10 protein-coding genes and 2 tRNA genes are annotated in these 14,404 nt (G+C 60.5%); 2 read left to right on the top strand and 10 right to left on the bottom strand.

Annotated features, from left to right (window positions below):
- Window positions 1–4 precede the first annotated feature (4 nt).
- Window positions 5–529 carry a DUF421 domain-containing protein gene (locus BM174_RS06580; protein ID WP_093923053.1) on the bottom strand — a complete coding sequence of 175 codons (525 nt, stop codon included), beginning with the start codon at window positions 527–529 and terminating at the stop codon, window positions 5–7.
- Between the two features lie 341 nt (window positions 530–870).
- Here BM174_RS06580 and BM174_RS06575 point away from each other — a divergent pair, with 341 nt between their 5' ends.
- Both BM174_RS06575 and BM174_RS06570 read left to right on the top strand, forming a co-directional pair.
- Window positions 871–1,797: an MYG1 family protein gene (locus BM174_RS06575; protein ID WP_093923052.1), complete on the top strand. Its 927-nt coding sequence runs from the start codon at window positions 871–873 to the stop codon at window positions 1,795–1,797.
- Window positions 1,798–2,095: 298 nt separating this feature from the next.
- A tRNA-Arg gene (locus BM174_RS06570) sits at window positions 2,096–2,173 on the top strand.
- 115 nt (window positions 2,174–2,288) lie between these two features.
- Here the strand turns inward: BM174_RS06570 and BM174_RS21570 are convergent.
- The 9 genes from BM174_RS21570 to BM174_RS06520 all read right to left on the bottom strand — a co-directional run bounded on the left by BM174_RS21570 (window position 2,289) and on the right by BM174_RS06520 (window position 14,289).
- Window positions 2,289–2,810 carry a UGSC family (seleno)protein gene (locus tag BM174_RS21570; RefSeq protein ID WP_273701369.1) on the bottom strand — a complete coding sequence of 174 codons (522 nt, stop codon included), beginning with the start codon at window positions 2,808–2,810 and terminating at the stop codon, window positions 2,289–2,291.
- Between the two features lie 35 nt (window positions 2,811–2,845).
- Window positions 2,846–4,435, bottom strand: a complete 1,590-nt coding sequence (locus BM174_RS06555) for a TlpA family protein disulfide reductase (RefSeq protein WP_093923049.1) — start codon at window positions 4,433–4,435, stop codon at window positions 2,846–2,848.
- 66 nt (window positions 4,436–4,501) lie between these two features.
- Window positions 4,502–4,596: transfer RNA gene (locus tag BM174_RS06550), tRNA-Sec, on the bottom strand.
- Window positions 4,597–4,612: 16 nt separating this feature from the next.
- Entirely contained in the window at window positions 4,613–6,511 is a 1,899-nt protein-coding gene (gene selB / locus BM174_RS06545; protein WP_093923048.1) for a selenocysteine-specific translation elongation factor, read from the bottom strand.
- On the bottom strand, window positions 6,508–7,899 hold the full coding sequence (selA, locus tag BM174_RS06540) for an L-seryl-tRNA(Sec) selenium transferase (RefSeq protein WP_093923047.1): 1,392 nt from the start codon (window positions 7,897–7,899) through the stop codon (window positions 6,508–6,510). The genes selB and selA overlap by 4 nt, the downstream gene beginning before the upstream one ends.
- 48 nt (window positions 7,900–7,947) lie before the next feature.
- A complete protein-coding gene (locus BM174_RS06535; RefSeq protein ID WP_093923261.1) occupies window positions 7,948–9,492 on the bottom strand; it encodes an acetolactate synthase large subunit in 1,545 nt (514 codons plus the stop codon).
- 11 nt (window positions 9,493–9,503) lie between these two features.
- The gene (locus BM174_RS06530; protein ID WP_093923046.1) at window positions 9,504–11,072 is read right to left on the bottom strand and encodes a class I adenylate-forming enzyme family protein; all 1,569 of its coding nucleotides are present in this window, start codon (window positions 11,070–11,072) and stop codon (window positions 9,504–9,506) included.
- Between the two features lie 5 nt (window positions 11,073–11,077).
- Window positions 11,078–13,072: a TRAP transporter permease gene (locus tag BM174_RS06525; protein WP_093923045.1), complete on the bottom strand. Its 1,995-nt coding sequence runs from the start codon at window positions 13,070–13,072 to the stop codon at window positions 11,078–11,080.
- Window positions 13,073–13,152: 80 nt separating this feature from the next.
- Window positions 13,153–14,289, bottom strand: a complete 1,137-nt coding sequence (locus tag BM174_RS06520; RefSeq protein WP_093923044.1) for a TAXI family TRAP transporter solute-binding subunit — start codon at window positions 14,287–14,289, stop codon at window positions 13,153–13,155.
- Window positions 14,290–14,404: the final 115 nt, after the last annotated feature.

The following is a 14,404-nucleotide window of genomic DNA, read 5'->3' as shown; positions in this document are numbered from 1 at the left end:
ACAGTCACGCGGCCCCTTCCTCACGCACCCCCTGAAGCAAACGATCATCAACGCTCGGCCCGTGCAGGACAGAGATGTCACCTGTCGTCTCGAGGATCACCGCACGCACTTGGCTAAAGTCCAGCGCATTGGCCTCGCGCAGCTTTGCGATCAGATCCTCTTCGCGAACGCGGGTTGCAGTCAGCGCGGCGTGGTTGATCAGGCCGTCTTTCATCAACAGCACGGGGGTGTTCTGAACCAAATCGTCGAGCGCTGACGATTTCTGGCGCACTGCAGCGACTATATACTGCACAGCAAAGAGGCTCGCCATTGCCGTGAGGGTTCGCAGTAGTCCGGTCCATTCCTTGGACTGCGATGCCCCTGCGAGTAACGATCCCATCGCAACTGTCATCACAAAATCGAAGTTTGTCATTTTCGAGAACGATCTGAGGCCCACAATCCGCACCAGAAAGATGATCCAGAAAAGCCCCAACCCGCTAAGAAGCGACCCTTTTGCAACGGCGTCCAGAACTGTGTTGTCGAAAAACATGCGGGGCCCCTTTTGAGAACTTATCAGATCAGGGAGATTTCGTTGCACCCTGGAGGTTGAACGCCGCGGGCGGCGACACGTTCCGTTTTACTCCTGTATTGATTATGAGCAGGCAGGCCGGAATTGAAATCAGGCTCTGCGGAGTATCACCCCCACCACAATCTTTCGCCCACGATTTTTGACGCTGCTCCCAAGAATAACCCCTAGACCTTTGTATGCTTAGTCTCGTATGTGATTGCGGCCCCTAATGCGCGGCGTCTGCCAAGGCACCGTTCACGCGGCGTCCCGCGTCAACATCAATGGCCCGCTCGTAGGCTGCCCCTGTTCTTAAAGGCAACAAAATGACAGTCACGCACCTTGTAACGCACTCCGGCGGCTTTCACGCAGACGAACTCTTGTCGTCGGTTATCCTGACACGGCTCTTTCCACAGGCGGAGATTGTGCGCAGCCGCGACAAAGAATGGATCACCCCGCAAGACACCCGCATCATTTACGACGTTGGTGGCCAGTTCGACGCGGGGCTGCAGATATTTGATCACCATCAACGCCCGACACCGTTGCGGCAGGACGGTCACCCCTATAGCTCGTTCGGGCTAATCTGGGCGCATTACGGCGGTGAATATCTGCGCGCAATGGATGTTCCCGCGCAGGATATCGATGCGATACACAGCTCCTTCGACAAAGGCTTTGTTCTGCCGGTCGATCTGCTCGACAACGGGGCGGTAAATGCGTCCGAAGCGGGGCCATTATTCGCGGGGCTGACGTTGCCAACGTTGTTGGAAAGTCTGAAACCGGTTTTCGACAATACCGATCCAGGCGCGGACGACAGTGCTTTTGACGCAGCTCTCTTGGTGGCACGCGCCTTGGTGGAGGCACAAATAAAACGCAAGGCTGCGAAGTTCCGTGCCGAAACGATGGTGATGACCGCTATCCAAGCGGCGGGTACGGGGCACATTCTGGAACTGCCGATGGGCATGCCGTTTCGCGCAGGGGTCGAAAAGGCCAATGCCGACCATCTGCTATTTGTCATCCACCCGCGCGGATCGGATTGGACATTGACCACCATTCGCGTGGGTGACGATACATTTGAGTCGCGCGCCGAACTGCCCGCCGCATGGGCGGGTTTGACCGACAGCGCGCTTGAAGAGGCCTCCGGTGTGAACGGTGCAAAGTTCTGCCACAACGGCCGGTTCATTGCGGTCGCCGGCAGCCGAGATGCGATTATGGCGATGGCAAAGATTGCAGTGACCGAAGCTTTGGCGGCATAGTCTGGACGGTTATTTCGCGCCCACGCCCGCTTACGCCCGCCCGCCCACGCCCGGTCGCCAATTTACCAGCATCAGCCCTAGCGCAAATGAAGGAACTGCCTAGGCGCTAGGGGTTCGATTGATTGGTCGGAGCGCAGATAAAGCACTGGGCACTTTCCAGCTATCGCTTGGCGCGCCGCCGGTGCGTTTCTGCGCCCAGCAGCCAGTAAGCGGTGGTGTATGTGGCAAATCTGGCAGCACGGGAAACTAGCAAGTTGACAGTGCGGCAGGAAGTAACCGATACAACGACCTCAAGTGCGGGCCGTTAGCTCAGCTGGATTAGAGCAGGGAACTTCTAATTCTCAGGTCGGGGGTTCGAGTCCTCCACGGCTCGCCAATACTTGATATTTTTTCCAATTCACCAAACGCGCACACGATCATGCGGACTGAAGCCGTGGAACTTGCTCCACGCAGCGGCCCGTCCGAGCCGCTGCGCATTTCGTCGCATACGCCTAGTTCACCGTCAGCGCGTTGACGATGTGTTCAAGCACATCTTGCGCTTTCGCCCGCATCTCCGCGTCGGTCGCATCCTGTATTGGGTGCGGGACCAGCAGATAGCGCGCGTCGGTCATACCCAGCGCTTTGCGCTGGGAAATTGCGGCCTGATCAAATTCGCTCGATGCGATGGCGACTGCCGGGATCCCCTGGGTTTCAAACCAGAAATTGTCGTGCATACTGCACGTCGTACAAGATCCTCAGTCGGCCAAAGCCTCGATCACAAAGCTGCATTCGTTGCGTATCTGCTGGCGCAGCGCGTCGGGGCAGGGCTTGGCGAATGTCGGTTTCATATAGCGCTTGACCGTCACATCGGGCGCTTTTTGGGCCAGCAGTTGTTCAAGCTCATCGAGAAAAACATTCCCGCGCGGCTTGCTGATGTCCAAAAGGCCGATCACGCCAGACAGGCTGCCGCTGCGCGGCGTAATCTGCCGCTCCACCGGTTTTCGCTCGTCCGTCGGGTCGAGAATTGTTGTCATATCACTCCTCCTGTCTGGGCAGTATTGCCCAAGTTTTATCCCAAGTCGATTTTCTTTGATACGGCGATGGATCCGACCGCGCCCGTGGCCCAGCCGTGAAAGGCGGAGGAAAATTTCCCTGCATCCGATCCGGCGACGACAATGTGGATGTATTCTTTGCCGGCGAATTTAGGCACGAATTTCTCAAGCGCCTTCGGCCCCATTTCTTTCGCCGTCTCTGGCGGGATCCCCGCGCCGGAGCGGTCGTCCTGCACCATGTCCGACAGCGGGCGCATCGTCACCTCCTGTATCCGGTCGCGCAGGCGTTCCTTGGAATACGCGCCCTCACGCATCAGCGTGTCGATATGCTCGGGGCAGACCACCAACAGGGCATCGACGGGCAGATTGTGGAGCTTCGGCAGAAACACACCTTCCAGCCCTAGACCCAGCGAGCCCGCGATCTGGTCGGGCGCGCGGGAGGTCTGATCGACAATATGCACCGGGCCCCCGGTCATGGCAAAGATGGTGACCACTGAATCTTCCGGCGCAAACCCCCGCTCTACATGCAAGGCGGGCCAAGGAGAGCGTTCCTCGTTCTCGGCAAAACACATAGTGAATTTCATCGGGTTGCCCAGCACCGACCGTTCGACCCCGCCGGTGGTGGCCCCGCCCACATTGCGCACCACAAGGCGCAACGCGCGGCCGATGGTGGCGTTGGCACGGTTGCCCGAGCCGAGCGCTGCAAGCCCCTTGTTCATCCCGATCCGCTCTCGGATGGGGCCGTTCACGATCATCACGGGAGCGGCCCCCATCGTCGTTGCGGTGACACCGTGGATGTTGAAATCATCGGTGCACACGGCTTCGACGGCGGCGATGATCACCGGCAGATATTCGGGCTTGCAGCCTGCCATGACGGCATTGATCGCAATCTTCTCGATCGTCGCCTCGCCCATGTTTGGCGGCACGGTCGCAACCACCTCTTGCGGATCGCGGTGCGTACCGCCCAGCATCCGCATCACCCGTTCAGGCGTGGGCGGGACCAAGGGCAAGCCGTCAGAGAAGCCCTGATCGAACATGAATTCGGCCACATCGTCGCCGGAGGCCACTTCGATGCGCCGTGCGCGGATCGGGCTGCCGTCGGCCTCGGCGCGCAGCTTGTCATAGATCGACGGATCAAGATGTTTGGAGCCGCAACCGGGCCGCCAAGCGGGCAGGCTGCTCCAGTCTAACTGTGGGAGGGGCAAGGCGACTGCCGCGCCCATATCAGCAGCCAGCGCCTCCCAGTCGGCGCGTATGAACCCTTCGAATTTGCGAACTAGCGCCCCCTGTGCATCACGCCAGAAAACCGAAGGCACGCTTTCGATATCCCACGCAAACGCTGCCTTGCATGCGGTGTCGTCTAACACCGGCATGCTCAGTCCGTGCCGCTTGGCGAATGCGGCGTTGGCCTCACCGGATTGTGCGACCAGCAGCACCGCGACCTTGCTGCCGTAGGCTTTGTGCAGAGCTTCCAGCACGGGGGCGGCAGTGTTGCAGGTCTCGCAATCGTCTTTGACAAAGCAGATCAGGCTCGGCTGTCCCTCGGGCAAGCGGTGCGCCGTCCCTTCGAGATCGTTCAATGAAAGTTCAGTTTGGCTGCCGTTCATGTCCGCCCTCCCGTGCGTCCGGTTCATCCTGCGGTAGAACCGTTCCCGTCGTCCAATAGGTTTGCATGGCGGAGGTGGATGGGAATCGAACCCACCACACGCCGCGAAGACGCGTCCATGGTTTTGAAGACCAGAGAAGCCACCAGACTCCAGTCACCCCCGTATATCCGCACGCTATCAAGTCGCATCCGGAGGGGGAACAGCAAAATCCGGTGCCATCTCGCGCAAGTCGTTGGTGCGCAAAGTAATGCCCTGCGTGTCGAAATATTCCAGCACGGGTACGATGACCCTGCGGCTGGTCGACAGGGCACTGCGCGCTTGTGAGGTAGAAAAGCTCAGCGGCGGCGGAAACGCGCCGCGCAGCTGCGCGGCGGCTGCATCCAGAGCATCGCGGTGGCACACGATCGTTTGTCCCAATGCGATATTGGGCAACGACCAGAGCTTTCCGGTATCCAGCAGCAGAGCCATCAGGTCGCGGTCAAGAGCATCTTGCGCCAGATCCTGTTGGCGGGGCGGCGTAAGGGCGGCATTGGCAAACATCGCTTCCAGTTCAGACATCCGCCGATGCTGGTCGGGTGTGAGAAGCGAAACCGGATCATGGGCACTCAGCGCCAGCCGTTTTCCGTGGGCGCGGATAAGACCGATTTCCAACGCGACGGTCTCGGCATGGGTCAGTAGTTCTGGGTTTACCTTGAGACCTGACAAAACGGATCGCGGGGCGGCGACCTCCAGCGGGTGTTTGATGTGATAACTTGTCAATGCCGTTGTAATCTTGAAGGTGCAGTCCGTGATATTTCCCTGAGTGGTGACGAGACCGGGTCCCAGAGAAATCAGCCTCTGACCGAAAGCGGTCTGCACAGCCTCCACGGACCGGCGCATCAGCCGCGCCATCTGTTTGAGCGAGAAAGCACCGCCCTGTGCGCGGGCCAGATTGGCTGCCACGCCAGAGATGTCCTGACGCGTCACCGCGGCGAGCAGCGCGATACGCAGGGTATCGTTCGGGCGCACGGGCGTTGATTGTGGATCAAGCACAATCGCGCCGCCAGTCGTTTGTTGCGGCGACAAGCGACGCAAGACCGCGCGCTGCCCCGCGAACGCGACAATTGGCTTCTGGAACCGCAGTTGCGCGTAAGTGCCACCCCCGGTTTCAGTTTTGAACAAACGCACCTGTGCCACGGTACTTGCCGTCCCAAGCAGAACGCGGACCTGTTCGTTGTGTTTGAGCGTGGGGGCACCCCGCGCAGGCCGCGTGAGTGCGACGTCCATGCAGAGCGAAGGCCGGTAATCCCCGCCAGACCACAGTACCGCACCACGGGGGATCTGCGCGACCGCGATGCCGCGTAGGTTCACGGCGACACGCTCGCCTGCCTGCACGGTCTCGCGTTCCTCCCCCCGCGTGTGCAATCCGCGCAGGGTGACGGGCACGCCAGGGGGCATAAGCTGCGCCTGCGCACCCGATGCCAATGCGCCGCCCGTTAAAGTCCCCGTGACGATGGTCCCGCGTCCCGCAAGGCTGAACACCCGATCGACCGGCAAGAACGCATCCGGCGGGGCCACGCGCTGCGACGGCTGTGTGATGAGCGCCTCCAATCGGCTGTGCAGACTCTCCAGACCTTCACCTGTCAGGGCAGAGCATGCGATCATCTCCACATCAACCAGCAAAGTTTCGGTCAGGGCATGGCGTATCTGCGCCATCCGGTCCTCGCGCTCCGCCGTTGCAAGCAAGTCCGACTTCGTGACTGCGACAAGAACCTCGTCGATACCCAATGCAGCGGCAATCTCCAGATGCTCCAGCGTTTGCGCGCGGAACCCTTCGGTTGCGGAAATCACCAAAAGGGCAGCACGCGCTCCACTGGCGCCTGACACCATCGCCTGAATGAAATCTTCATGCCCCGGCACATCGATGAAATCGACAATGCCGCTTGGATAGCTGGCATGGGCATAGCCCGGCACAATCGACAACCCGCGCTTCTTTTCTTCGGGAAGGCGATCCGTCTCGATCCCTGTCAACGCGCGGACGATGGCGGTCTTGCCATGATCTACATGGCCGATAACCACCACACAGCAGGTCTTCATACCGCCGAAATCTGCGCAAAGGCGCGGGCAATATGCGGCAACTCATCCTCGGCAACCGTGCGCATATCGAGCATCACTTTTCCTTGCGCAATCCGGCCAATCACGGGCGGGGTGGCACGGCGCAGCGCGGCGCCCAGAAGTTCGACCGTCATGTCGGGCAGGGCTGTCGCAACGGCGAAACTGGGCAAATCCTGATCGGGCAACGATCCGGCGCCAGCATAGGCGACACTTTCGGTTACCTCGACCTGAGCCATGCCGATCCCGCGAAGCATCTGCGCAAGCCTGTGGGCGCGTCCCTCGATCTCCTCCAGCGCAGCAGACAACATTGCCAGTACGGGGATGTCGCGCACCGGCTCAAACGGCGCGCGATAAAGGCGCAGGGTCGCCCCGAGTGCCGCCAGCGAGAGTTTATCGATGCGCACGGCCCGCATAAGCGGATGCGCCTTGAGCTGTGCCACGATATCGCGCCGCCCTGCGATGATGCCCGCCTGTGGCCCGCCCAACAGCTTATCGCCCGAAAATACCACCAGATCGACGCCCGTTTTCAGGATGTCGCGCACTACCGGCTCGTCGGGAAGCCCGTAGGGCGACAGGTCGATAAGCACGCCGCTGCCCAAGTCTTCCATCAAGATCACGTCTCGCTCCTGCGCCAGCTTCGCCAGTTCGCGTCGCTCTGGCGCGGCGGTGAAGCCGACAATCCGGTAATTGCTGGTATGGCTTTTCAGCAAGACAGCGGTGCTGTCGTCAATTGCGGCGGCGTAATCGCCGATGCGGGTTTTGTTGGTGGCCCCGACCTCGCGCAGAACGGCTCCGCTCTGCGCGATCACGTCGGGCAGGCGAAACGAGCCACCGATCTCGATCAGTTCCCCGCGCGAGGCGACCACGCTGCGGCCCTGCGCGGTGGCCATGAGGCTCAAGAGTACCGCCGCCGCGCAATTGTTCACGACCACAGCTGCTTCTGCCCCAGTCAGTTCACAGATCAGCCGCTCCACATGGGCATGCCGCGAGCCGCGCTTTCCTGTCGCCAGATCAAGCTCCAGATTTGAGGGGGCCGTCGCTGCCATCTGCATTGCCTCCACCGCCTGCGGGGCGAGTAGAGCGCGGCCCAGATTGGTGTGGATAATGATACCCGTGGCGTTGATGACGGGCACAAGGCTGGGCGCACGGCCTGCCTCTATCTGTTTGGCAACACGCGCCGCGAAACTGGTGCTGGCAAAATCCGGCAAGTCGGGCATATCGCCGCTCAGAAAAGCCAATCGCAGCGCCCCGATCACCCCGCGCAGCACTTCAACCACCTCGCCGTGGCTATAGCGCGTGACCAGATCGGCAATCGCTGGCCGGTCCAGCAGCGCTTGTATCTGCGGCAAATCTTTGAGGGTCGGGGCCATGTCGTTGCACCTTAGCGGATCATTGGAGTGGGACAGGGCGGCCCGCCGTCAAAGGACGATTTCGATAAGGCTCGGTCCCGATTGGGTCAGCCCCTCTTCCAGCGCCGCCTCCAGATCCTCGCAGTCGGTCACGCTGACGGCGGAGACACCCATGGAGCGTGACATCTGCACCCAGTCGAGCGCGGGGCGATCGAGGCTGAGCATGTCAATCGCACGGGGGCCGGGGTTTTGCACGCCCACATTCGTAAGTTCTCCGCGCAGGATTTGGTAACTGCGGTTGGCAAAAATCAGCACCGTTATGTCAAGCTTTTCACGTGCCATCGTCCAGAGCGATTGCACGGTGTACATCGCCGATCCGTCGCCTGTCAGGCACAGCACCTTGCGGTCAGGGCAGGCGACTGCGGCGCCAATGGCCGCGGGCATGCCGTAGCCGATGGAGCCGCCGCAATTGTTAAGCCATGTATGTTTGCGTGCGGATTTCGTGGCCGGAGAGAAGGCGCGGCCCGAGGTCACAGATTCGTCGACCACAATGCCATCTTCGGGGATTGCACGGGCGATGAGGGCGGCAAGGCTGTCGAGGTTAATCCGCCCGGTAGGCCGCTCAGGCAGGGCGTCGGTGACAACATGCGCGGGCGCAGTGTCATCGGCGCCGGTGGCTGTGGACAATGCCGCGAGGGCTGCTGTCAGGTCGGCATCCGCCGCCGCGAGCGTCAAAATATCGGCACCCTCACGGGTCAGGATCGCGGGTTTGTCGGGGTAGGCGAAGAACCCGATGGGCGCACGCGCACCGATGAGTACGATGCGCTTGAACGGCTCCAGCACCTTGAGCGCGATGTCGATGGGATAGGGCACGCGCCCGATAAACACCCGCCCCGCGCCGCGCTCCATCCGCGCGTTGGACCATTCCGACAGCAGCTTGCAACCTGTTTTGGCCGCGATCCGTCCCGCGACTTCGAGGTTGGCTTCGGTCAGCGCGGTGCCGCCCAGCAGCAACAGCGTCTCAGATCCGTCCAGTGCCTCTGCTGCGCGGTCGAGTGCGCTTTCGTCAAAGGGCGCAGGGGCGGGCATCTCGACAGCACCTTGCGGCACGCCGCCTTCGTTCCATGCGGTGTCCGACGGCAGGATAAGCGAGGCGATCTGGCCCGGTGCTGTCATTGCCGCCTGCACCGCACGCGCCGCATCCTCGCCCACGGTCGCGACCGATTTGGAACTGTGCACCCAATGTGAAACAGGCCGTGCGATCCCTTCGATGTCGGAGGTGAGCGGTGCGTCGAGCGCGATATGCGTCGATGCATGTTCGCCAATGATATTGACCACGCCGGAACCCGCCTTTTTCGCGTTGTGCAGATTTGACAGGCCATTGGCCAGACCGGGTCCGAGGTGCAGCAGGGTCGAGGCGGGCTTGCCCGCCATTCGGAAGTAGCCATCCGCCGCACCGGTCGCGACACCTTCCTGCAGCGCGAGAATGGACCGCATGCCGGGAATATGATCAAGGGCGGCGACAAAATGCATCTCGGAGGTTCCGGGATTGGTGAAACACACATCGACCCCGTTGGCCAAGAGGGTATGCACAAGGCTTTCCGCGCCGTTCATCTTGCTGTCAGTCACTGTTTTTCCTTTTCCCAATAGGGGATACGCAGGTCTTTTTTGAGAATTTTGCCGATGGTGCTGCGGGGCAGGTGATCGCGCACCTCGATGCCCGACAGGCGGTGGCTTTTACCAAGCCGCGCATTGGCCTGCGCCAAGATATCGCCATCTGATCGGGTCGCACCGGCGCGCAACACCACCAGCCCCAGCGGCGTTTCGCCCCAAGCGTCTGATGGCACGCCGATCACAGCGGCGTCGGTCACGTCAGGGTCATCAAGCAGCACCAGTTCAAGGTCATTGGCAAAGATGTTGAGACCGCCCGAAATGATCATGTCCTTCTTGCGGTCGGACAGCACCAGAAACCCGTCTTCGTCGAAGGATCCCATATCGCCCGAGCGGAAATAGATGCGGTCTTCGGCGTCCCGCCAGATGTAATCTGCCGTCAGATCGTCGCGGCCATAGTACCCGGCCATCATCGTCGGTCCGCGTCCGCAAATCTCGCCCACTTCGCCCTGCGGAACCTCGCGGCCCGCGCTGTCGATCAGGCGGATGTCATTGCCGGGCGCGAGCTTGCCGACAGTGTGGAGCTTGTCGGGATACTCGTGCGCGGCCAGGACCGTCACGCCACCCCCTTCGGTGAGGCCGTAATATTCCAGCAACTTGCCCGGGAAGCGGGCCAGCACATCTTGCTTGACGTCCGCGCGCAGGGGGGCAGAGGTCGAGAATTTGACCCGCATCGATGACAGGTCGAAAGCGTCGAAATCGGGCACGTCCATGATGCGTTTGTATTGCACTGGCACCAACATGGTGTGGGTGATCTGCTCGCGCTGCACGATCTCCAGATATGCCCGCGCGTCGAATTTCGGCATCAGATGCACCGTCGATCCGCCAAACAAGGTCGGCAGGAACGAAACAATCGTGGTGTTGGAATAAAGCGGCGTCGAGATCAGGGTGCGCGCGTTGTCGTCATAACCGTTGGGCGAGACCCGATCCATCTGCGCCGCGCGCATCCAGTGATTGTGCACTATCCCTTTGGGCGTGCCGGTGGTGCCGGAGGAGTAGATCAGGTTGAACGGATCGGACATCTCGATAGGGATATCGGGATCGGTCGTGGCGGCCTGCGCCAGTTCGGTTTCGTACCCAGCATATCCACCCCGCTCGAAATCAAAGGCGATGCGTTTGAGCGGCAGATCTTCGACGAAACCTGCCAGCAGATCGGCGTATTGGTCCGCGACGAAGAGTGCTTTGGCGCCGCTATCGACCAGCATCTTGTGCAGTGCCTCAGGTGCCGCCATCGACGACAGCGGCGTGATGCAGCCGCCTGCGCGTAAGGTCCCCATGAAAACTTCGGCGTAGGCGACGGAGTTTGCAGAGAGGACAGCGACATTGTCGCCCTTGCGCAGCCCCATAGCGAGCAGCGCGTTGGCAACGCGGTTGATGCGGGCGTCGAACGCGCACCAAGTGACGCGCGCCTCGCCACAGACAAGGGCCAGATCGTCAGGGTGGGCCGCAGCATTGGCTCTGATCCGGGCGACGATGGTTTGAGTGGGCGGTGTCTCGGGCGTCGGTGGTGTAATCTTGATCATAGGTCTCACGCAGTTCGGGGATCGCTGATATTGGCCTGCCATGCCACATAGAACGGCACGGCACATAGGGCCACGCCAATGACGAAGGACACCAGATAGCTCAACGGCAGCAGGGCTGTTTCAGGAAGGGCGATGAGCACACCGCCGAAAAACAGCACGATGCGCAGCGGATAGGCCAAAGGCCCTTCCAACGGGCCGACAAGGCTGATGTAGCCTTGTAATGCCGATGAAATAACTGCCACGCCGATCATTGCAGACGACAGCGCGACAACCACTTCCCACGCAGGCGCCTGACCGATCAGAGCCGGATTGAGCACGAAGAAGAACGGCGCAATGTAGATCACCCCACCCAAGCGCATCGCCTCGAACCCTGTCGCAATCGGGTTAGAGCCTGCCATGGTGGATGCCGCGAAAGCGCCCAATGCCACTGGCGGAGTGATAAAGCTGACCATGCCCCAGTAGAGGATGAAGAGGTGTACTGCGAGCTGGTTCAATCCGCCTGCTTCGAGCGCTGGCGCCAGAACCACGGCGAGGAAAATATAGCAGGCCGTGACCGTCATCCCCATGCCAAAGATAAATGCGGTCAGTGCGCCCATTCCCAACAAGACGATTGTATTATCCCCCGCCATGAACACCAACTCGTTGACCAAAGTGCCTGCAAGGCCGGTTGCCGAGAAAGAGCCCACAATCAGACCCACGCCCAGCAAAATGGCCGTCAACTCGGCCAGACCCATGCCGACGCCCACGATCATATTGCCCAGACGCTCTTTGTTGAGGCGAAAGCGCGCACGAAACTGGTTGACGATCAACAGCAGAACAGTGGCGTAGAACGGCGCGGAGGATTCCTGCCGCAAACCGATCATCATATAGAGCAGCAGGGCAAAGACGAAGATATAGGGCCAGCCCTCAATCATCACTTCCTTGAGACGCGGCAGATCAGGCTTGGGCAGCCCCTTAAGGCCGCGCTTGGCTGAATAGGCGTCGATACCGGTGAACAGCCCCCAGTAGAACAGGATGCTGGGGATCGCGGCAGCAAGCGCAATCTCCACGTAGGGTCGCGACAAAAAGGACGCCATGATGAAGGCCGTGGCCCCCATGATGGGCGGCATCAGCACGCCGCCGGTTGAGGCACAGGCCTCGGTCGCCGCGGCGGTCTTTGCCGAAAATCCGGTTTTGCGCATGGCGGGGATCGAGACTGCACCGGTGGTCAACACGTTGGAGATTACCGAGCCAGACATGGAACCCATGAAACCGGAGGCAAAGATCGACACTTTTGCCGCGCCGCCGCGATAGCCGCCGACCATGCCGAGGGCCAGATCATTAAAGAACTGCCCGCCGCCCGTGCGTTGCAGCACCGCGCCAAACAGGATGAAGCCGATGACAACGCCGCCAAAGGCTTTCATCGGAATGCCAAAGGAACTCTCGGACGAATAGATATGATAGGGGACCGTCTGCAAGAAGGTGCTCTGGAACCCCGAGAAGGGATCCGGCACCACGCCAGCAAAGGTGGGGTAGAAGGCAAAGAATAGCACGATCAGAAATAGCACGAGACCGCCGGCGCGCCGTGTCGCCTCAAGCACCAGAAAAAAGAACACGACCGAGACGTATTGCGCGATTTCCGGCGGGGCGAACTCCCATCCCTGCGACAGGTTCTGCTGTGCGGTCTGGGCTAAATAATAGGTGCATCCAAGAGCAACCGCGAACAGTCCCCAGTCGAGCAGTGAAGGTTCACCGCCTTTGCCGCCACGCATTTGGAAAATCAGAAAGCTCAGCGCCAGAAAAAGGCCGCCAAGAACATAGAGATATCGCCCTTCAATGAGGACGATGCCCATCAACTGAAGATTGAAAAGCTGGTTGACGACCAGAACCAGCGAAAACAGCGTGCCGATAATCACGACCCAACGCGCGGGTCCGGCGAGGCGCTCTGCGGGGGTCTCGCCGTCGATGGCGACTTGCTCGATCCCTTTTGTCGCGGGGGAGGCGTTGGACTGGTCGGTCATGGGGCTACTCTCGTATGGGGGGATGCACAGAAACTTCCGGCCGGTCCAAGGACCGGCCGGTTTCATCGTCTCAGCACCGTTTAGAAAACGATGGTGAAGCCGCCTGCTTTGAGAGCCTCGCGGCGCGCCGTTGACCAGGCCGCCTCAAGATCGTCAGGCTTGGACGCAATCGTTGCTTCCCAAGCCTCCATGAGTGCCGCCTGACGCGAGACGAGCATATCGTTGTGCGCCTGTGCTTCGTCAGACCAAGCGCCTGCTTCGGTGAAGTAGCGGATTGCACCCTCATGATAAGGGACGACCCATTTCATGTTCTGCTTGTCCAGCGCCCAGCCGCCGATCCCCGGAGAATTGCCATCATAGGCGGGGAACAGCTCAACCATCGCTTTGGTCATGTTGTAGACCAAATCTTCGTCCGTTGCGGCCATGGCAGTCAGCACCGGATAGGCATAGCCCGCGCCCTGATAGCCGTCCGTGCCGTCGATCTTGGCCCCGACAGATGCAAGGTTCGGCTGGAAGAATGGTGCGATGTTCTGCAAACGGCCGAGCGCTTCGGCGTCATTAGGATCGATTGGGGGCCAGAACAGACCGCGCGGACCCGCTTCGGCCTCATAGGCCTTGCCGGAGTTTGTGGACGCGAATGCCGCGTCGACCTGACCTTCGATCAGACCGGTCCAGCTGGCGCCAAAGCCGCCAAAATCGACACGCTCGACGTCATCCCAGGTCAGGCCGCCGTAAGCGAGATAGGCCTCGGTGTTCACGTTAAGTGCAGGCGCACCCACGATATAGGCGACGCGCTTGCCCTTGAGATCGGCGTAGGTCTCGATGCCCAGATCGCCGGCCACACCTACAGAAAGGTTGATTGCACCACCGTTATTGGCCATCAGCACGCGAATGGGCTGCGGTCCCCAGTTCTCGGCGCCAAAATCAAACACGCCTTCTTGCGCCATGTAGCTGCCACCAACACCGGTAGCGGAGAATTCGACGCGGCCCTGACGCAATGGCTCGGTGCGCGAGATGTCATTTTTGCCAGGCAGCACGCGCAGATTGACGCCCACGGCATCCTGCAACGCGGCACCGATTGCGACTGCTTGGTTGTAGCCGGCGGAGCCCGTATCGTAGGCAGTCCAGTTCAGCTGCTTGGGCAGAACGATGTCCTGCGCCATCGCCATGCTGGCCGACAGGCCCAACACCGCAACAGTAGTCGTGAAATAGTTCATATTTTCCTCCCAAAAAATATCAGACCCATCAACGAGAATCGCCGCGGATCCATACCAGCGGTTATGAAATTTCGTGAAACATCATTCCGCTCTGTGGAACCAAGGTACGGAGAAT

It is taken from the genome of Sulfitobacter brevis (genome assembly GCF_900112755.1).
GTDB classification, from domain to species: domain Bacteria; phylum Pseudomonadota; class Alphaproteobacteria; order Rhodobacterales; family Rhodobacteraceae; genus Sulfitobacter; species Sulfitobacter brevis.
Note: the sequence above shows the minus strand (reverse complement) of the source record. Positions and strands in the feature narration are given on the sequence as shown.

Coding starts and splice junctions, on each gene's coding strand:
- BM174_RS06575 (WP_093923052.1), top strand. CDS start 871: ATGACAGTCACGCACCTTGTAACGCACTCCGGCGGCTTTCACGCAGAC.
- BM174_RS06520 (WP_093923044.1), bottom strand. CDS start 14,289: ATGAACTATTTCACGACTACTGTTGCGGTGTTGGGCCTGTCGGCCAGC.
- selB (WP_093923048.1), bottom strand. CDS start 6,511: ATGAAGACCTGCTGTGTGGTGGTTATCGGCCATGTAGATCATGGCAAG.
- BM174_RS06525 (WP_093923045.1), bottom strand. CDS start 13,072: ATGACCGACCAGTCCAACGCCTCCCCCGCGACAAAAGGGATCGAGCAA.
- BM174_RS06535 (WP_093923261.1), bottom strand. CDS start 9,492: ATGAACGGCGCGGAAAGCCTTGTGCATACCCTCTTGGCCAACGGGGTC.
- BM174_RS06580 (WP_093923053.1), bottom strand. CDS start 529: ATGTTTTTCGACAACACAGTTCTGGACGCCGTTGCAAAAGGGTCGCTT.
- selA (WP_093923047.1), bottom strand. CDS start 7,899: ATGGCCCCGACCCTCAAAGATTTGCCGCAGATACAAGCGCTGCTGGAC.
- BM174_RS06555 (WP_093923049.1), bottom strand. CDS start 4,435: ATGAACGGCAGCCAAACTGAACTTTCATTGAACGATCTCGAAGGGACG.
- BM174_RS06530 (WP_093923046.1), bottom strand. CDS start 11,072: ATGATCAAGATTACACCACCGACGCCCGAGACACCGCCCACTCAAACC.